The 20,011-nt window shown below is 38.1% G+C and carries 14 protein-coding genes; 11 read left to right on the forward strand and 3 right to left on the reverse strand.

The window, feature by feature from the left end; all coding sequences use genetic code 11:
- Window positions 1-10: 10 nt before the first annotated feature.
- The 7 genes from DUT70_RS08240 (at window position 11) to DUT70_RS08270 (ending at window position 11,149) form a co-directional block, all read left to right on the forward strand.
- Window positions 11-1,141, forward strand: coding sequence for a FecR family protein (locus DUT70_RS08240; protein ID WP_113646851.1), 1,131 nt, complete (start codon window positions 11-13; stop codon window positions 1,139-1,141).
- Between the two features lie 137 nt (window positions 1,142-1,278).
- A complete protein-coding gene (locus tag DUT70_RS08245) occupies window positions 1,279-4,638 on the forward strand; it encodes a SusC/RagA family TonB-linked outer membrane protein (RefSeq protein ID WP_205529765.1) in 3,360 nt (1,119 codons plus the stop codon).
- Window positions 4,639-4,644: 6 nt separating this feature from the next.
- Window positions 4,645-6,081, forward strand: coding sequence for a RagB/SusD family nutrient uptake outer membrane protein (locus DUT70_RS08250; protein WP_113646853.1), 1,437 nt, complete (start codon window positions 4,645-4,647; stop codon window positions 6,079-6,081).
- A gap of 18 nt (window positions 6,082-6,099) precedes the next feature.
- Window positions 6,100-6,900 (forward strand): DUF4843 domain-containing protein, encoded by an 801-nt coding sequence (locus tag DUT70_RS08255; RefSeq protein ID WP_113646854.1) that lies wholly within the window; start codon window positions 6,100-6,102, stop codon window positions 6,898-6,900.
- Window positions 6,901-6,921: 21 nt separating this feature from the next.
- Window positions 6,922-8,469: a PKD-like family lipoprotein gene (locus DUT70_RS08260; RefSeq protein WP_113646855.1), complete on the forward strand. Its 1,548-nt coding sequence runs from the start codon at window positions 6,922-6,924 to the stop codon at window positions 8,467-8,469.
- Between the two features lie 65 nt (window positions 8,470-8,534).
- Window positions 8,535-9,914 (forward strand): TlpA family protein disulfide reductase, encoded by a 1,380-nt coding sequence (locus DUT70_RS08265; protein WP_113646856.1) that lies wholly within the window; start codon window positions 8,535-8,537, stop codon window positions 9,912-9,914.
- 56 nt (window positions 9,915-9,970) lie between these two features.
- Window positions 9,971-11,149: a retropepsin-like aspartic protease gene (locus tag DUT70_RS08270; protein ID WP_113646857.1), complete on the forward strand. Its 1,179-nt coding sequence runs from the start codon at window positions 9,971-9,973 to the stop codon at window positions 11,147-11,149.
- Between the two features lie 139 nt (window positions 11,150-11,288).
- On the opposite strand, the gene DUT70_RS08275 is transcribed toward DUT70_RS08270, so the two are convergent.
- A complete protein-coding gene (locus DUT70_RS08275) occupies window positions 11,289-12,017 on the reverse strand; it encodes a hypothetical protein (protein WP_113646858.1) in 729 nt (242 codons plus the stop codon).
- Window positions 12,010-12,573 carry an RNA polymerase sigma factor gene (locus tag DUT70_RS08280; protein ID WP_113646859.1) on the reverse strand — a complete coding sequence of 188 codons (564 nt, stop codon included), beginning with the start codon at window positions 12,571-12,573 and terminating at the stop codon, window positions 12,010-12,012. Before DUT70_RS08280 ends, DUT70_RS08275 begins: the two co-directional genes overlap by 8 nt.
- A gap of 58 nt (window positions 12,574-12,631) precedes the next feature.
- Between DUT70_RS08280 and DUT70_RS08285 the strand changes: the two genes are divergently transcribed.
- The 4 genes from DUT70_RS08285 to DUT70_RS08300 all read left to right on the forward strand — a co-directional run bounded on the left by DUT70_RS08285 (window position 12,632) and on the right by DUT70_RS08300 (window position 19,275).
- Window positions 12,632-13,111, forward strand: coding sequence for a hypothetical protein (locus DUT70_RS08285; RefSeq protein WP_205529766.1), 480 nt, complete (start codon window positions 12,632-12,634; stop codon window positions 13,109-13,111).
- A gap of 94 nt (window positions 13,112-13,205) precedes the next feature.
- Complete coding sequence (locus DUT70_RS08290) at window positions 13,206-14,192, forward strand: hypothetical protein (protein ID WP_113646861.1); 987 nt, start codon at window positions 13,206-13,208, stop codon at window positions 14,190-14,192.
- A 165-nt stretch (window positions 14,193-14,357) separates the two neighbouring features.
- Window positions 14,358-16,367 (forward strand): DUF7849 domain-containing protein, encoded by a 2,010-nt coding sequence (locus DUT70_RS08295; protein WP_113646862.1) that lies wholly within the window; start codon window positions 14,358-14,360, stop codon window positions 16,365-16,367.
- A 292-nt stretch (window positions 16,368-16,659) separates the two neighbouring features.
- On the forward strand, window positions 16,660-19,275 hold the full coding sequence (locus tag DUT70_RS08300) for a CHAT domain-containing protein (RefSeq protein ID WP_162926593.1): 2,616 nt from the start codon (window positions 16,660-16,662) through the stop codon (window positions 19,273-19,275).
- On the opposite strand, the gene DUT70_RS08305 is transcribed toward DUT70_RS08300, so the two are convergent.
- Window positions 19,272-19,622, reverse strand: coding sequence for a DUF6717 family protein (locus DUT70_RS08305; RefSeq protein WP_113646864.1), 351 nt, complete (start codon window positions 19,620-19,622; stop codon window positions 19,272-19,274). The genes DUT70_RS08300 and DUT70_RS08305 overlap by 4 nt on opposite strands.
- Window positions 19,623-20,011: the final 389 nt, after the last annotated feature.

Genomic DNA, 20,011 nt, shown 5'->3' on the forward strand with positions numbered 1-20,011 from the left:
CTTTTTATTTATGAAACGAACTGAAGCAGAAGAACTATTAAATAAGTATGCAAATGGAAATTGTACTGAAGAGGAATTATCCATCTTACATACCTGGTACCTAACGCAATCCCTTGATGTGCCAGAGATTTCCGCTGAAGAAGTGGAGATGGCCAAACAAAAAGTTTGGGATAGCCTTCCAGTACATGAAACTGGCAGCTCTAAAACAGTTCAATTATTCCCTTCTAAATTGATTAAACGCATTGCTGTTGCAGCAGTTGCGGTACTCTCGCTTTCATTAGGCTATTATTTTATCCAAAAAAACCACTGGAATTTAAATAAGCCCATTGCTAAGCACGAACAAATATTACCAGGAGGAAATAAGGCTGTACTTACTTTAGCAGACGGCACTACCGTTGACTTAAACCATGTACAAAATGGATTGCTTAGTCATAGCAATGGCACCAACATTGTAAAAGCGGCTGATGGTAAGATTGTGTATAACAATAATGCTGGCGAAACAAAATCCGTAGCATGGAACACCTTAAGCATCCCAGCAGGTGGCTATTATAATGTTATCTTAAGCGATGGCACAGTGGTTTGGCTAAACGCTAAATCGAGCCTAAAATACCCAACCGAGTTTACAGGTAAAGACCGGATTGTAGAACTTAACGGCGAAGGATATTTTGAAGTAGCGCACAGAAACAACCAACCATTTAAAGTAATTACAGAGCATCAAACGGTGGAAGTATTAGGCACACATTTCAATATCAATGCTTATCATGACGAGCAAAGTACCACTACTACCTTATTAGAAGGCAGCGTAAAAGTGATTGCATCAGGCACTCAAAAAATACTAAGCCCAAATCAACAAGCAAAATTAATGAGCGGCAGCATAAATATTACACAATACAATGCAGAAAACGCCATAGATTGGGTAAATAATGATTTCATCTTCGACAATGAAGACCTCAGCAGTATCATGAGAAAAATATCGAGGTGGTATAATGTAGAAGTTTCTTATCCATCTCATTTGGCAAATCTAGAATTTACAGGGTCTATTTCACGTAGTAAGAACATCACACAAGTGTTAAAAATAATGGAACTCACAGGAATGGTAAACTTTAAAGTAGAAGGAAGGAGGATTACTGTAATGCAATAGCTTACCCTATTACCTGCTTAGCCAAAAAAAATCCAGCGGTGGTTGCAACACCTCTGGACAAATATTTAGGCTGCGCTTGAAAATTTGACTTAACTAACTAACAACACCTAAACACAAACAAATGTATGAATTTTCACATGACATTAAAAAACGGTCGTGATGCCCGTTTGTATGCCAGAATTCTGTTAAAATTGAAACTGACCCTAATCATCTTAACAACGGTAATTCTACAAAGTAGTGCCGCTAGCTTTGCGCAGATTACCATCAAGGAAAAATCTGCTTCGTTAGAGAGCATTCTACAAAAAATCAGAAAGCAAAGTGGCTACGATTTTTTCTACAGTAACACAATGTTGAAAAACACCAAACCAGTGTCTATCAATGTAAAAAACGTGAGTGTAGAAGAAGTTTTGAAGATCACCTTCAAAGACCAACCGTTAACTTATACAATTGACCAAAAGGCAATTGTACTACGATACAATCGTGAGCCAGAACGCAATGCCCTTTTGCAAAAAACAATTGTTGGAAAGGTAGTGGATGAAAAAAACGAACCTATCCCAGGTGCTTCGGTAAGAGTAAAAGGAATGCCTACAGCGCCTATTGCCATCACAGATGCCAAAGGTAACTTTATGATTTCGGCTACCGAAGAGCAAACGCTTACGGTAACTTATATCGGCTATGAAACGCAGGAAATAGTCTTAAAAGACAAAAAGCTCCCACTCACTGTTAAGCTTAAAGAAAAAGAAACAATGATGAAGGATGTCGTAATTACGGGGATGTTCGAACGTAAAAAGGAATCTTTTACTGGAGCAAGCGCATCTTTTTCTGGTGAACAGTTAAAAGCATTGGGTAATCAAAACGTGATCCAAAGTCTAAGAACACTAGACCCATCGTTTATTCAAATTGAAAATAACACAATGGGATCAAATCCCAACGTTTTACCAAAAATAGAATTGAGAGGTCAAACAAGTATCACCACTTCTTCTCTTAAAGATCAGTTTTCGGTTGACCCTAACCAACCACTATTTATCCTTGACGGATTTGAAACCTCGTTAAGGTACATTATTGATTTGGACATGAATACTGTAGCATCAATTTCAATTTTAAAGGATGCTGCGTCCACTGCTATTTACGGTTCAAGGGCTGCCAATGGTGTAATCGTAGTTGAAACAAAGAAACCCTTACCTGGAAAATTGAGAGTAAGCTATACTTCAGATCTTCAAATGGAAATGCCAGACCTTTCTTCGTACAACATGATGAACGCTTCTGAAAAACTGGAATTTGAAAGATTAGCAGGTCGCTACAAGGAATTCAACAATATCGTTAACAGGCAGTTGGCATTAGATGAAGTATATAATAATCGCCTAAAAAATGTACTAAGAGGCGTAGATACTTACTGGTTAAGTCAGCCTTTACAAACTGGTTTTTCACAAAGGCATTCTATTAATGTGTCTGGAGGTGATAATACTATTCGTTATGATTTGGGCGCTAACATTAAAAATAATAATGCGGCAATGATCGGTGAAAAAAGAAAAGATTGGGGCACTAATTTAAATCTTACCTATAGATCAGGAATTTTAAATTTTGGAAACAGGACCTACATTAGTGGTGCAAACGCAACGGCTTCCCCTTACGGAAGTTACGCTACTTGGGCAAGAACCAATCCTTATTACGAACTGTTGCCTGCAAGCCAAAAGTATCTTGAGGTAACTATTTCGCCTTCTGTATATGCCGACGGTCTTGATGCAAACGCTAATGAATTGATCCCTAACCCCTTTTATAACGCCTCACTAGCTAGTTTTGATAAAACATCGTATTTTAATTTAACTAATAATTTTCAAGCTGTTGCAGATTTTACACGTTCTTTAAAACTGCAATTGAATGCACAGATTACAAAAAACGATTCGCAGTCAACCAAATTCATATCGCCGCTTAATACCGCTTATGATGAAGTTACCGACCCTACATTACGTGGCAGTTACACTTATTTCAAACAATCTGCGCTAGGGTACAATGTCAATTTAAACTTGGGCTACACTAATACTATTGCGCAAAAACATATCCTTACGGGAAATTTAAGAGCCGAGATTGCTCAAAATAATCAGTCTTTGAACGGTTACACTGCAGTGGGCTTTCCTAGTGCTAGCAATGGTAATCCCGCTTTTGCTTATGGTTTTGCCACTGGATCAACGCCAATTGCTGCCAATTCATTAGTAAGAAGAAACTCATTGATCGCGTCCTTCAACTATTCGTATGATTTCCGCTACAACCTTGACTTAAGTGCAAGTGTTGATGGGACGACAGCATTTGGGTCAAACAAGCGCTATAAACCTTACTATGCTGTGGGAGTAAGTTGGAATTTGAACAAAGAAAACTTCTTGAAAGCAGTAAATTGGATAGATCTCCTAAAGCTGCGAGGTAATATTGGGATCAATGGCAATCAAAATTTCGGAAATGTAAGCCAATCCGTTTACAACTATTATCCTACTATTAATAGTATGGGACAGGGTGTCTACTTATCAGCTTTGGGTGCGCCAAATCTAGAGTGGCAAACTACACGTCAAATTAGTTTGGGCATAGATGCCAAAATGTTTAAAAACAAACTGAGTTTACAGCTTAATGCTTATCAAAAACACACCGATCCTTTAGTTATCGCCATTACACTCCCTTCATCCACAGGATTAGACAACTATCCTTTTAACGCTGGAACTTCTACCACCAAAGGATTGGAGGCTACCATTAATTTTTCACCGATATACAATCCAGGAGAATTTACTTGGACAGTTGGGTTAACTGGAAGCATGCTTACTCAGAAATATGACAACTTCAGCAACAAACTTTCTTCGTTAAACACTGAATTAAGAAACAGTAATTCCTTAACCAGATACAGAGACGGCTACAGTGCGTACGATCTATGGGCAGTACCTTCCTTAGGGATAGATCCAGCAACAGGACAAGAAGTATTTGTAAAGAAAAACGGCATGTACACCTTTGACTATAATACCAATGATCAGGTAGTCGTAGGTTCATCCAGGCCAAATGCAGAAGGCGTAATTAGCACGACTTTAAATTATAAAGGCTTTACGTTTGGTGCTTTTATCAGGTATATCTGGCACAGAGATCAATTTAACAGTGCATTATACGACAAGGTTGAAAACATTTCTTACGAGGCGTTACGTTTTAATCAAGATAAAAGAGCACTTTATCAAAGGTGGAAAAATCCAGGTGATATTACCCAATTCAAAAGTATTGCTGTAAACACGCTCACACCTATTTCCTCTAGATTTATCCAAACAGAGAATTCTTTCAGTGGAGAGTCAATCAATATTGGGTATGAATTTAGAGACAAGTCATGGCTGAACAAATATAGCATTGCTGCACTCACGCTAAATGCCTATTCAAATGATCTGTTTTACGCCTCAACGGTATCAAGAGAACGAGGTATTGATTATCCATATACCCGATCAGTATCGATGAGTGTTAGAGTGACTTTTAAATAAACCGATATGAAAGCATCAAAATTATTATATATCTATTTAATATTACTCATTTCTGTATGCATTACAGGATGTAAGAAATGGCTCGATGTTAAGCCAGAAAATAAGTTTATCGAAGAGCAACTTTTTTCGAATCCACAAGGCTTCTATGATGTTCTAAATGGGTTTTACATCAAAAATGGACAAAATAATGCTTATGGCGGAAGATTGACCATGACCACCATTGACGTACTTGCACAGTATTATCTGGTAAATTCTCAAAACTCAAATTACACCATGTCAACTTATGACTATAATAGTAATAGTGGCAGGGCCACCATTGATGGGATTTGGTCAGAGGCTTATATCAATATCCTCAACGTTAACAAGTTTTTTAAAAGCATAGATACCTATGGAAATATACTCGACGAAAAGGAGAAAAAAAGAATAAAAGGTGAAGCTTATGGGCTAAGAGCTTTTTATTACTTCGATTTGATGAGGTTATTTACTAAGCCTTACACTAGAGATTCTCTAACGAAAGTGCTTCCCTATTATGATAGTCCAACCAATGAGATCTCTGAATTTAAGCCTACCAATTTTGTAATGCAAAAAATATTAGATGATTTAAATACGGCTGAAACTTTATTAGTCGAAGCAGATCCTGCTTTAACGCAAACTACCGTAAGTAAACCAACTAATTCATATGGCAGAGACAGTAGAAACTATCACATGAACTATTATGCCGTAAAAGCACTTCAAGCTAGGGTGAATTTGTGGAAAGGCGATAAAACTACAGCTCTAAAAGCTGCAAAAGTATTGATTGATAACCAAACCAAATTCCCTTGGACGGTTCAGACTGATCTTAACTCGACTATTTCAAATAAAACTTTCGCCACGGAAATGATCTTTGGTGTAGAGAACCCCAAGTTAAATGAACTTTACCTTGCCAATTTTGCACCAGGACTATTTGATGCCAATATACTTGCGCCTAACAGTACTGGAACATTTATCAATACCACGGTATTTGAAGGTAACACCACAGATTATCGCTATCAATATATCTGGAAGGTAAATGGTCGTCCTTATGCCACCTTTTTTAAATATAATGACGAACCCAATGTGAATACTTCCTTTAATTTCTATAGAACAGTGCCTTTGATTAGGATGAGCGAAATGTATTTAATTGCTGCTGAGTGTGAACCAGACTTACCTACCGCAACGGCATATCTTAATCTTTTGCAAACGAAGAGAAACATCATTGGTTCTACAATTACCACTCCTACCGCATTAAATACGGCGATAATGAAAGAATATCGCAAAGAATTTTGCGGTGAAGGGCAATTGTTTTTTTACTATAAAAGAACCAATGCTACAAGCATTATTGCTGGGGGGACTAATAGTAGCATCTCTATGAACGATGCAAAATATAACTTCCCTATTCCACTATCTGAAACAACGCCTAGGTAACCACTAAAAAAACGAATTATGAAAAATATTTTATCATACATATGTTTAGGTATGTTCTTCCTTTCTTCCTGCAAAGAAGAAGCACTTACCACCTATGAAAATGCGATTAGTAAAAATCCAATCTATTTCGCAGAGGCTAAAGATTTAAACAATTTTAAAGCGGTTTCTTTTGGATATGAAAAAACTGCTGTTGTAGATTCCGTAGTCACTTTCATTGTAAGGGCAATTGGTACGCCAGAAAATCATGATAGACCTTATGATTTAACAATTGCCGATAGCAGCACCTTAAAAAGTGGCACAGAATACGAGATTTTGAATAAACCGCTATCTGTTAAAGCTGGAAAGGTAGCCGATACCCTTAAAATCAAATTATTACGGGCAACAACCTTAAGAAATCAGGCCGCTTATCTTTATATGGATCTTAAGCCGAATAGCAATTTCACTAACGATTTTTTGATTTATACCAAAACATCTAATGGTGTAACCACTACAGGATATCATACACGCATGACCTTAAAGGTTGACGATATTGCTGGTCCTCCTCCTTTTTGGACTCTAGGCAATACTTATTATAACAGCACTGTAGGTTATTTCGGCACTTTTAGCAGATTAAAATTTCAACTGTTAATTACCTATTACAATTTAGATGTAGACCAAGTAGTTGCACCCAACTGGTATACAACAGACAATAATGGTAGGCGCTTTTCTGGTTGGGCCAACGGATTGAAAGCATACCTTACTCGTATGGCAGCAGCTGGCACACCTGTTTACGAAGAGGACGGTGTTACATTGATGAAAATGGGCGTATATGCGCAATAGTTTTAACATTTAGATAAAATCATGAAAAATAGATTTTTAAGATATTTTGGCTGTCTGTTGATATTAGCCATAAGTGTATTGGCTGCCTGCCGCAAAGACTTAGGCAATTACGAATACCAAGAAATTAATGATGCTCAAATCACCAACATTTCGGATTCTTACAGTTCGTTACGAGGGTCTACATTAAGTATTAAACCTACCTTAACATTTACACAAGATGATGGGAGCGATACCTCGAAATACACCTATAGCTGGTACATTATCGACCAAAGCTCATTGCCCATTACCAAAAAACAAATTGCAAAAACTAAATCATTAAACTGGCCGATAAACTTTCCCTCTTCTACTACTGCATATACCCTATTGTACGAAGTGAAGGAGATAAAAACTGGCTTATTTTTTAGAAAAAGTGCAAAGCTTACCATTACCACCAATATTGCTGATGGTTGGTTGGTAATGAACGATGTCAATGGAAAAGCTCGTCTTGATTTCTTGAACTACATTGCTACCACAGGAGAATTTCAGACATATACAGACTTATTGAGCACCCAAAGCACATTGGTGCTCAATGGCGCTCCAAAATTTGTTTACTACTGGAACAGAAGAGACCCTTATTCCTTTACTATTCACAAGGCAATAGCGGTAGGTACCGATCAGGCTACCAATATCATCAATACTCAAGATGGTACCTTTTCCAAATTTGCCAATATATCCACCATGATGAGTTCTTATTCGCCAGCACCATATTATGCACAGAATATTGCCTCCCAAGCCTCAAGTTATTTGGCTTATTTGTACGATAGCAATGGTGAATTGTATTTCGAAAATGCCACGTTGTCAATTGCTTGGGGAACAAGGGTAAATAAAACCAGCGCTGCTGTTAACTTCAAAATTTCTCCGTTTTACGCAGAAGCATATAGAAATGGTACAACGTACGCACTAATGTTTGATATTGATAATAGGCGCTTCATGGAGCACAAAAGTTCAAATACATCATCTTCTGTTCCAGTACCCAACGGAAATGTTTATACAGACAACAATGTTAATGTAGGAAACTTAAACATGGATTTGGTATATATGGCCAGTACTCCTGCGCTTAGTTCACGTACTTATGCAATTCTCAAAAATAGCAATAACGAACTTTTTTTGACCACTATCCAATGTAATTCGTCAACGTTTACACCACTTACATGGGATAAAATTACCACGGCTCCAGAAATGATCAATGCGACACAATTTGCCATTGACCCAAATGAAGGCTACTTAATGTATCTCGTAGGATCAAAAATCTATCGTTATAATATCTCTGATAAGACCAACACCATGGTACTTGATATGGGGACAAAAAAGGTATCCCTTATTAAATACCAAAAGTTAACCCACTTCACTACAAATGCAAGATATGTGGAGTATGCAGGTAAATTAATTGTATGTACCTACGACGATGCAAACCCATCTACCACTGGAGAAATGAATTTATATAATGTGCCTAATTTAAACAATGCATTAAGTCTATATAAATCATTTACTGGTTTCGGGAAAATTGTATCTGTTTCTTATAGAGAATAAAATCAAATTTTAACTTTTTGCTCTCCCGTTTTTTGGGAGAGCTATTCATTCACAACACAAACAAAATGAAACTTAAAAACTTATTTACGTTAGCATTAACCGTGCTTTCATACTATGCTTTTGCTCAGCAAACCGCCACTCAAATAAAAGGCGAAATAAAATATAAAAGAAATAGTGTAAAGCTATTTAAAGTAGTAGAAGGTAAAACCACAGAAATTGCACATGCAGTTCCAAATAAAAATGGAAAATTCGGTTTTCTATTTTATCCCGAATATGAAGGTGTTTACATAATGGGTACAGGGAATGAGCTTACTCCGAATGAAAATCACTTATTTTACTTCAAAGGTGGCGACCAACTTGATATCTCCTTATCTGATACTTCCTATACACTAAATGGCAAGCTCAATTCAAAAGAAAACATCGTACTGAAACAATGGCGAGATTTAACTAATCCATTGTTTCAAAAGGCAATTAATTTTATGGGCAAAAATAGTACGTTCATGGATTACTTTCCGCAACAAGAAACCATTGTAGCTAAATCGAAAACTTTCTTAAATGGAAAAGCTACAGGTAATCCGAAATTCGATCAGCAAATTAAAGACATTATGCAATTGGATTTGATAAGCTATGCTACCAATTTTTTAAACACACCACGCACTGCACATCCCAGCGTAGAAGAATACAGCAATTTTTACAGTACATTAAAAGCGAATGAAATTTCAAAAGACACCAAAAAGGTTTATAACTACCCTTACGGACTGAGAACGCTTTCTGCTTTAATTAGTGTAAATATGCGCCAAGACGGAAAACCATATAAACCTGGTGCCGAAGGCCTAAATATCTATTTTTCCTATGTTCCTAACGATACGTTGAAGGGTGATATCGTATTAGAAAATTTAGGCAGATATAAGGATTATAATAGCTACAAAGCCATTACAGATCAGTTTGGGAAATACTTGCTCACTAAAGCTCAGAAAAATAAAGAGAATGAGCTAATGAGCCCACTATTGACTTATAAGCCTGGTACTGATGGGTTACAATTTAGCTATCCTGATAAGGAAGGAAAGCTAGTTTCGTTTGCCAGTTTGAAAGGAAAGGTAGTTGTGGTTGACATTTGGGCCACCTGGTGCGCACCTTGCAGGGCAGAATTCCCGCATTTAAAACAATTAGAAAAAGATATAGAAGGTAAACCGATTCAAATTGTAAGTATCTCTACCGATGCAGAAAAAGATAAGGAAAAATGGTTAAAGATGATTAAAGAAGAGAATTTAGGCGGCTTACAACTATATGCTGGTCAAGGCAGCGAAATCCTTAAGTATTACAAAGTGTCTGGTATTCCACGTTTCTTGGTTTTCGATAAAAATGGAAAAATTGTGAATGTAGATGCCCCAAGACCCTCAGATCCAAAATTGAAAGAATTACTATTTGCTGAGGCTGCCAAATAATAAACCATATTTTAAATAAAGCCTAGTTAAGCTAGGCTTTCCTTTATTTTTTAAAGATGAAAGTGCTTATCAATATGCACCTCGCTATACTTATGCTTTTTTTAGGCATACATGCAGGTGCACAAAAACCAGTAGCAACCATTCCATTTGAGGTGATAAACGGCTCTATTGTCCTCAAAGTGAAGATTAACAACCACGAGAAGCCCTTGCGGTTGCTCTTTGACACTGGCGCTGATGGAATGGCCATCGACAAATCGCTAGCTGATTCGCTTGGCTTAAAAATTACCCGTAGCAATAATGCTTCGGTGGTGGGTGGCAACATGAAAATTGAAGTATCAGACGGGAATGACGTGCTTCTTGAAAATGGGTTTGTACTTAAAAATCAAGGCATAGCCATCTTTCCGCAAATGCGAGATCACCTAGATGGTCTCATTGGAAACACCATGACAAGGAATTATGTCGTTAAAGTAGATTTCAATAAATATGAACTTTCATTATTCGAATTTGATCAGTACGAATATGAGAAAGGAGGCACCATTATTCCTATTACTATTCCTTCAGGTCTTTTCATCATCCCTGGAAATGTAGAAATCGTGGCAGGCAAATCCTCTTCAGGCAATTTTGTATTTGATACTGGAGCCTCTTACAACTTGATCTGTTTCCGTCCTTTTGTAAGACAGCATAAATTGCTCACCAGCGGATTTCAACCAGAATACCAAGCCAGCACAGTAAGCATGGGAATAGCCTCTCCTACTTTTAATGGCAAGGCCAATAGCTTTTCTTTTGCGAACACTGCACCGATAAAAAATCTACCCATTACCTTAATGGCTGGCGGTGGGCAAAACGAGAATTGGAGCCCTGGTTTTGATGGCTCGATAGGAATGGGAATCATCTCGAGGTATAATTTCACCATTAACCGCAAGAAAAATGAAATCTATCTCGTGCCAAACCACTCTTTTAATTATCCGCTAAATTTTGTTTTGGGCAGCTACTTATTTCGCTTTAACCTAAAAGGAGAACTGGAAGTACAAAATACTATTAAAGCTACAGCAGCAAATGAAAAGGAATTAAAACCTGGAACTAAAATTACTGCCATCAATAACATGAGTGCAAATGCTTTAATTAAAGATCAAAAAAAGATTGATCAGCTAAAGGCATTATCTAGCCAAAGCTCAATCAGTATCGATTACATCAATGAAAATAATGAACCCAAAAAAATCAACCTGACCAAATAAAGAAAAAAATGCCTTATTAAAAAGCAACATAGCATTTAAACCAAGCTTTCAAATAAGGTGAAAGAAACTCAGCGACGGATGTTGCTGATAGATTTAGGATAATTAATAAGTAAAGAGGGCCTTTCGGCCCTTTTTTATATTATAATTTTTTCAACAGATTTTGCGCTTGTTCATAGTGTGAAGCATCTTTTGGTATTTTCTCCAGCCAAAATTTACAATCTGTCTTTTGATCTTCCTTCAAATAGCTCATGGCCACGGCATAGGCAGCATCATATTTATAAACAGATGCTCCATTAAACAACTCTTCCAATAACAATCGGCCTTTGGCAACTTCGCTGGTTTCCATTAAGGCAACGCCATAATAGTAACTGATCATGGCGTTTTGGGCGTCGGTAGCATGCAATTTTGCCAAAACAACTTTTGCCTCTGCATATTTTTGCTCATTAAATAAACCTGCTGCATGATCCAAATCGGTTTTTTCAGCACCACGCTCGGCAACGCTCATTTGTGGCACCGCATTAAATTCTTCATACAGATTGCTTCTCCACGGTTCCCAAATTAACATGCCCAGCACCAATACTGCAGCTACGCCCGATACCCATCTGAGGTAAGGATTAAATTTCACCACCCTGGGCTGTTCAGCAACAAAGTGTTCCTTATTTAAGGTCTTAATCGTCTCCACCAAAGTATTCCTATTACTATCACTGGCCAGTTCCATTTGCAAGCTACTATGAATGTCATAGTAATCAGCCAAATGTTGCTTCAATTCCTCATCATACGACAATAAATTTTCAAACGCTAAACGTTCTTCTTCATTCAAATCGCCTTCCACATACTGGGCGGTCCATAAAATTTTGTCCTCAGTCATTTTTTCTATCGATTAATTTAACCAAGCTTGCCATACATTCCGATTTTTTCTTTCTCAAATAACCATAAGTAACGCCTAAAGTTTCAGCTACTTTTTCCTGCGCCTCACCTTTCATGCTCCAGCTGATAATTTCCTTACAACGTTCTCCAAGTTGTTCAAAAGCTTTTAAGAATAAACTAGCCTGTTCTTTTTGCAATTCCAAAGCTTCAGCCTGTTCAAATGTATCCTCGCCAATATGTAATAAATCGTCTTCGTTTTTTGTTACCGGGCTTATCGATCTTTTTTTCAGTTCGTTAAGCCATTTGCGCTTACACACCAGTAGTAAAAAAGGTTCAAAAGGGCAGGTTAACTGTAAATTTTTATACTTAGCCTGATTGTAAATATCCACCAAAGCTTCCTGAAAAATATCAGCAGCATCATCGGCATTGCCATTATTAAATAGAACAAATGACTTTACCTTTCCCGCACACTTCTTGTAAATTTCATTCACCAAAGCCACTTCATTGTTTAAAAGTGCAATAAGGTAGCGTTGGTCTTCATGTACTTTTTTGGTCATTTATCGTGTCGATTTGCCTAAAAATAAAACTAATTCGCTAATAATCTAAGAAACTGCTGTGAAAAGTGTTGCAATAATGAACATGACCAGCGCAGTTACCCATTGTACCGATGCAGTTGCTCATTGTACCAGCGCAGTTGCCAATAGTACCAACGCAGTTAGCTATGGTACCAACGCAGTTGCTCATTATACCGACGCAGTTGCTCATTGTACCAGCGCAGTTAGCTATTGTACCAACGCAGTTGCTCATTATACCGACGCAGTTGCCAATAGTACAAATGCAGTTACCAATAGTACAAACGCAGTTGCTAATAGTACAAACACAGTTACCAATAGTACAAACGCAGTTGCTAATAGTACAAACACAGTTGCTAATAGTACAAACACATTTACAAATAATACAAACACAGTTACCAATAGTACAAACTCAGTTGATAATAATACAAACACAGTTAACCTTATTACCAATGCAGTTGCTCGTGCTACCAACGCAGTTGTTCTTCTCAACCTTTATTCTTTTTTAAAAATTTATACATAAGTACGGTAACATTTTTCTGTATGGTTTGATATACCTACAAAAGGCGATTGCTGAAAAGCCATAACAGAGTAGGCAGTACTAAACTTTAGAAACGATGAAAACTTTAAACTTAAAAAATACGCTTTCGATCATTGCCATGGCCTTATTAGTTACGGCATTATTTCAAGCTTGCAAAAAAGATCGGACCCAAAGAAATGCGGCCTACAGTGCTGCAGAGTTTACCGCCATTTTTGGTCCACAGGCACAGCGTTTACAAATTAACGCCAACATTGCTAATACCTTTACGTTAAAAGGTGGCACAAAAATCACCATCCCCGCGAATGCCTTTAAGTTAAACGGCACTACGGTAACAGGTAGTGTGGTGATTACCGCCGCTGAATTTTTGAAACGTAGCGAAATGGTATTTGGCGGTACCAACACCAACCACATTAGCGGCGCACCTTTGGAATCGGATGGTTTTATTTACCTCAATGCCTCAGTAAACGGTACCAATGTAGACAAAGCCCTAGGTGCGAACATTGATATTGCCATAGCCACCAATAACACGCGTGCCACACAAATTTGGGAAGGTGTAGAAAAGGTAGACAATGCCAATCAAATGGCTTGGCAAGCTCCTGCACAAAATCCTAATGGAGCAGCTGGCGGAGGCGTACGTGAAGTGCTTCCTGCAGCTGGCTTCTACAATTTTCAAATGGGCAATTTAGGTTGGATCAACTGTGATGTTTTTTATGCCTATACCAATCCAAAAACAACCACTAGCGTAACCATTGCCAATAACCCTGGCAGCTTTGCCACCTTTATGGGCTACACGGGCGAAACTTTCGTGTTTTTTTGTGCTAAAGGCAGTAAAGTGGTAGCACAACTGTATACGCCAGACGGGCCCAATGGTGTAAAAAGCTACACCAATATGATGCCTGTTGGTGTAGAAGGGAAATACATCTCCTTTTCTATCAAAAATGGCAAGTATTATTATGCTGATTTAACCACCACCATTACCGCTAACCAAAACATTAGCCTAACCTTATCAGAGACAACAGAAGCAGCCATACAACAGGCTATTGATGCCTTAAACAATTATTAAAGTTTTTACCCAAATAAATTGACTTTAAAAACGCTTCGCAAATCGGCAGTGATGGTACACCAACCGTCATTGCTGGTAGCGAGGCAATTATGTTTAAAACAAATGAAGATCATCAATCAATAGGCTTACTTATCCATCAAAATTATTCCCTATATTTAATCAACCATGAGAAAATTATTGACGTTTTTCTTGCTCTACTTTTACGGTATTACTGTAAATGCACAAACTGCTCAAGTATTGCCAAGCGATACCGTGCCTGCTATCATCCATTACAAAACAGAAAATGGCATTACAAAATTTAGTAGTGAGTTAAGGCCTTTACGTCCTATTGCGGGTGCCCCTGCCCCATTTTACACTTACTTTTGGGAGTTTGGCGATGGCGGTTTTAGTTTCGAAGAAAGTCCGTCACACATCTTACGTTACGATTCGATCATGGTGCGCTTATTTGCCACCAACAATTACGATGATGGTAAACGTCCTCCTACCCGACCAAAACCAATTATAAGGCCGCCAGGTCCTAAACCCACCGTAGCCAAACCCATGCTTGCCTCCAATGGTGGTTATAACTTGTTTAAAATGGGCGGGAATATTGAAATGAAAACGAATTGTATGCCCAAACCTGGAGACGACATGATGTTGGTACTGGGTTACAGGAATAAAATAGAGAATGGACAAAACAACCTGAACGGCACCTTGGCCATTTTGTATAACGATGTAGAATTTAGTCAAAATAATTTTGAACTGGCAGAAGCAAGAACTTACCATAACGAGAAAAAATCAGACTTAAAATCGCTTTTAAATACCGCTTTCCTGAAAAATAAAAACCAGGAACCTGTTTATTACGCTTCTTCGGAAAAGCACTTCAGTTTATCTCCTGTAGAAAAGGTGTTGCTGAAAGATCAAGCTAAAGCCTTTAAAAGTCAACAAAGCTGGAAATTTGAGAACCTACAGCAAAACGAAGAGCGCTTTGTGTTTATGCATTTTAAAACCACCCCTGAAATGCTCAAAGACACTAATGCGGTGGTACGTATAGCAGGCGCATTTATTCCTGATAATCCTTTGGTAGAAACTGAGTTTTTCACTTTGGAACTGCAAATTGTGGCTTCCCACGACCCTAATAAAATGGTGCTGCGCAAAAGTAGAATGAACTACCGCTTTACGGGCAAAAACAGAGAGCTGACCTACAAGGTACGTTTTCAAAACACAGGGAAAGGGCCCGCAAAAAAGATTGACGTAGGTGTAAATATCTCGGAAGTGTTTGATCCAACTACTCTAAAAGTGGTAAAAACAAAACCCGAAGTGGCCAACTGCGATTCGGCTTATGCCAATCAGAGTTGCTTAAAAACCTCTTTTAGTGCAGACAGTGTTCATTTTGTATTTACCAATATTTATTTGCCCGGCATGCAGCAAAAGGGTGTAAAAGATGCAGATTCGACCCAAGGCTTTGTAGAATACAAGATCAAGTTTAAAGAGAAACCACCCAAATTACCTATCAAAAGTGGCGCGGCCATCGTATTTGACAAGAATGAACCTATTTACACCAACAGAGCAGTTGGTCGTTTTAAAATGGGGCTTTCCCCCGGCATTATTGTAGGCTACGGTTTTCCTTTTGAAACAGACAATGGTAATTATCTAAACGGCAAAAACTTTGTATTAGGGGCTAGTCTTTCGCCTTATGCTACCCATCGCTACTACTGGCAAGTTGAACTCTACTTCAACTCATTCAAGGAAAACACTTATCAGGTCCCTATTGCTACAGAGGTTAGAAAAGATACCGTAATGAACGGTGTTGCCTACCAAATATTGGATAAAAAACATTATCAAACTACCAAGGTAAGCACCATCAATGCCGTTCCATTGCAAATGAGGTACAACATTAATAAATACCTTGGCGCTGGTGCTGGCGCACTGGTTGCGCTCGACCTTTATCATAGAACTTCCGATGAATTGCGTTATCGTTTAAGAACTATAAATGCACAAGGCGTGGCTATTGAAGTAGATCACAACCGTAATTTGGGCCGAGTAAACGAGAATTTCTCAGATTTAAGGGTCTCATTTTTTGCGGATATCCAATTGGGATTGGTGAGGGTTGGCCCCGCTTTGGGCTTCAGGTACATCTTTGATCCAAAAACCAATAACAATAGGATGAGCACTTATGTAAGCTGGAAGTTTTAGTAGTTAATGTTTGCAATGCTATACCGTCATCTCGACCGCAGCGGAGAGATCTTTGAACTTTACATCAATTCACTCTATTGATATATCCAAATTGCATATCCAAAGATCTCTCCATAAAGTCGAGATGACGAAAGGTATATCCAAATATGCCTATGTTTCTATGTGGTTAAAATAAAAAGTGATACGCCAGAAGAAATTGAAATAGTGCTTTTTAGGAGCATTTTGCTATTTTAGCTAGATGCGCCAATTCATCAAACATTTGTGCTTAGTGTACTTGCTATTGCAAACAACTATGCTTTTTGCGCAGAGCGATGATTTGAATACGAAACTTAATGGCTTTAAAAGCCAAAACGACCTTAGCAACTGGATTTACGAACAACTTGATGAAGCAAATGCCAATCCTAGCAAGGCCGTTGCCAACCTTCAAAAGGCACAAAAAGAACGTTGGCGAAACACCAAAACTCCCGATGAGCATTTTGCTTGGTTAAACCTACTCAGTACTTTGGGTTATTACGAACTGCTTGATGGAAATATTTTAGGTTCCATAAGTATGTATGAAAATGCGCTCGGCTTTTTTCAGCAACATCAGATTTTAAGTTATGATATTGTAGAGTATGTTCTAAAACCTTTAAGCAATAATTACACGCGCCTAGGCGATTACGAACGTGCCTTATACCTCCAGAAACAGAGCATTAACTTTCAGCGGGCCTATAGCGAAGATCCTAGTAAAATGGCTAATATTTATGGCAACATGGCCATTTCTTACCGTTCTATGTCTCGCTTGGCCGATGCACACAGGTCTATTGAAAGTGGGTTTGATTTAAAGCCAGATGCTAAAACACGCATTATGCTTAACAATGTGTTGGCTGATGTTTTATATGATGAGGGTAATTACACTAAAGCGGCTTTGGTTATTCAGCAAAATATCAAAGCGCAAACCGCTACAGATCATGAAAGTGCTTATTGGCTGATGGGAACGTATACCACAGCTGGTAATGTGCAACTAGAACTTAAACAGTATGCAAAAGGGAGGGAATTTTATCAGAAGGCTTTAACACTTGTTAATAAGTATTATCCCTACGGCCGATTACGTGAAAAAGCTAATCTTTTTACACAACTGGCTAAAACCTTTTTAGCATCCAAACAACCTAAAGAAGCCATTGCCTATAGTCATCAATCTTTAAGTACGTTAGGCATTATGCAAAATAAGGCCATCATTAATCAAAAAATATTTGGCGATTATAAAGTGGTGGATGCTTTTATGCAATTAGCAAAAGCTCAATTGATGCTGGGTCAACCAGAACAAGCGCTTTCCAACATTCATTTGAGCTTATTGGCTGCCGATAAAATTAGAAACGAGTTTGGAGCAGACATTACCAAAGAACGGTTACAAAAAAACCTGAAGCAAATTGCCGAGCAGGGTATTGCCATCAACTACCTGCTATTTGAAAAAAGCAAAAATCAAAAATACCTGCACCAAGTTCTTCTATTGGCAGAACAAAGTAAAAGCCGCACGTTATTAGAACAAATGGAACGTAACCGAAATGCCGTGACCAAAAATGTAAAAGCAGATCCTTTACTGGTCAAAAAACAAACTTTGGAGCGGGCCATCATCTATCACGAAAAACAGGAAATAGAGCAAAAAACGACTAAGCTACAAGAGACTATTGCGGGCCTTAAGTTTCAACTGGCTTTAATAAACAAACAAATCGCTAAAAAATATAAGCAAGACCATTCCAATTTTACCAACGAAATTAATTTAGCTAACCTGCCCAAACATCGTTTTATAGAATACTTTTTTGGAGATGAAAATATCTATGTCATCAACATCAATCGACAAAAAATTGAAAGTGTGGTAAAGCTGGAAAATGCCCCGTTGATTAAAGAGCAAATTAAATCTTTTGTAACAACCTATTTTCAGCATGGCCCTGCTAAAATGGCGAACGCTCCACAGTCATTTTACGAGGCTTCTCACTTAGTTTATCAATTGATATTGGCTCCTTTATCCATAAAGCCTCAAGAGAATATTACCATTATTCCCGATGGCATTTTAGGCTATGTCTCTTTCGACGGGTTGATTACTCGGGAGAAATACGTAGAAAATCTATCTGCTTGGCCTTTTTTTATTAAAGAACACGTTACGAGCTATGCCTTCTCCTTGAAAACCTTGCAGCTGGAAAAACAAAAAAATAACAACCAAGGCTTTGCGGGACTGTTTATTACGCATACCATTGGAAAAAATGCACCATTACTGGCGGTTGAAAAAGAGGCTAATGAAATCAAGAATAAGGTAAGCGGTGTATTTTTATATAATGAGGATGTAAATGCCAAAAGTTTTGAGCAGCAATTTGAGCAACGCAACATCCTGCATATCGGTACCCATGCTTATTTATCTGGGCCAAACCAAGAGCCAACACTCGATTTTGGACGAGAAAAAATATACTTGTTTGAACTTTCGGCTAAGCAAGATGCACCATCCTTAGTGGTATTGAGTGCCTGCCGCACTGCCGATGGGATATTAGCCGACGGAGAAGGAATTATCAGTCTTTCCCGTGGGTTTAACGCCATTGGCACTTCTGCAACCATCGCGGGGTTGTGGAACGTAAATGATCATACAGTAGCGTATATCACCCAACATTTTTACCAATCATTATTAAAAGGGAATACCAGTGCCGAAGCGCTTCGGGATGCCAAATTAGCATGGATTAAAGACCCACAAACTTCGGGAGCTTTGTTGCTTCCCTATTATTGGGACAGCTTGGTTTACATGGGAAAAAACCAGACATTCGACTTAGAAAAACCATTTTTCAGCCCGTGGATGTTGTGGTCAATTGGTGGACTTGTGGTTATATTGCTATTAGTGCTTACGTTTAGATTTTTAGTTCGTAAAACAAAGTCATCTACTTAAGCCTTTGCGAAATAAATACGTTGAGGGTATTCGCCAAAAGTAAAATGGGCTACCTCACAAAGCCAAATCTTCAAATCTACTTTCTTATTTTGGTAAGTTTCTAAAAAGTAATTGGCTCCACCTCCCAAGTTTTCTTCCCCCAAACGGATTAAGGTTAAAAATGACGCTGGTTCAAAAGGTTCATTGGAGATGTCCAGTTTAATTTCGTCTGCCCCATTGCATAACAGATCAAGCCACTCGTCAGCACCTTGTATCATTTGCAGGTCTTCGGTATCGCCATCCCATTCTGGCAAATCCACAAACCATTCAGCTTTGTCTGTTTTATAAAACCTTAAATTTCGTATCATTCGTTAGTTAATTCAATAATTGATATTGACTTTTATTTATGACATTAACACCCCAGTCTTCGACCACCCCTCTGGGAGAGGGGAATTTTACCATCCCATTACATGTAACAAATGAAAGTGGTTAAACAACGAAGCAATATTTACCCAACACGCCAAATCATTTCAACTTTCTAAAAAGACCTCCTAGAGGTCAAATATTTATAAAATAACCTATCACCTTGGGTACGACTTCTACGGAGTCGAATACCTTTACCCCATTTTTCCTCTATAAATATTGAAATCCTTTGGATTTTCGGTTAAATCAATATTTCAGTCATCCTCCTACCTATTCGGTGGAGCATATTTCCCTCTTTTAGAGGGGTGCCCGACGGGCGGGTGTTTAAAAAAAA

Origin of the sequence: Pedobacter chitinilyticus, assembly GCF_003313385.1 — a bacterium.
GTDB lineage: Bacteria > Bacteroidota > Bacteroidia > Sphingobacteriales > Sphingobacteriaceae > Pedobacter > Pedobacter chitinilyticus.

Coding starts and splice junctions, on each gene's coding strand:
- DUT70_RS08240 (WP_113646851.1), top strand. CDS start 11: ATGAAACGAACTGAAGCAGAAGAACTATTAAATAAGTATGCAAATGGA.
- DUT70_RS08245 (WP_205529765.1), top strand. CDS start 1,279: ATGACATTAAAAAACGGTCGTGATGCCCGTTTGTATGCCAGAATTCTG.
- DUT70_RS08250 (WP_113646853.1), top strand. CDS start 4,645: ATGAAAGCATCAAAATTATTATATATCTATTTAATATTACTCATTTCT.
- DUT70_RS08255 (WP_113646854.1), top strand. CDS start 6,100: ATGAAAAATATTTTATCATACATATGTTTAGGTATGTTCTTCCTTTCT.
- DUT70_RS08260 (WP_113646855.1), top strand. CDS start 6,922: ATGAAAAATAGATTTTTAAGATATTTTGGCTGTCTGTTGATATTAGCC.
- DUT70_RS08265 (WP_113646856.1), top strand. CDS start 8,535: ATGAAACTTAAAAACTTATTTACGTTAGCATTAACCGTGCTTTCATAC.
- DUT70_RS08270 (WP_113646857.1), top strand. CDS start 9,971: ATGAAAGTGCTTATCAATATGCACCTCGCTATACTTATGCTTTTTTTA.
- DUT70_RS08275 (WP_113646858.1), bottom strand. CDS start 12,017: ATGACTGAGGACAAAATTTTATGGACCGCCCAGTATGTGGAAGGCGAT.
- DUT70_RS08280 (WP_113646859.1), bottom strand. CDS start 12,573: ATGACCAAAAAAGTACATGAAGACCAACGCTACCTTATTGCACTTTTA.
- DUT70_RS08290 (WP_113646861.1), top strand. CDS start 13,206: ATGAAAACTTTAAACTTAAAAAATACGCTTTCGATCATTGCCATGGCC.
- DUT70_RS08295 (WP_113646862.1), top strand. CDS start 14,358: ATGAGAAAATTATTGACGTTTTTCTTGCTCTACTTTTACGGTATTACT.
- DUT70_RS08300 (WP_162926593.1), top strand. CDS start 16,660: ATGCTTTTTGCGCAGAGCGATGATTTGAATACGAAACTTAATGGCTTT.
- DUT70_RS08305 (WP_113646864.1), bottom strand. CDS start 19,622: ATGATACGAAATTTAAGGTTTTATAAAACAGACAAAGCTGAATGGTTT.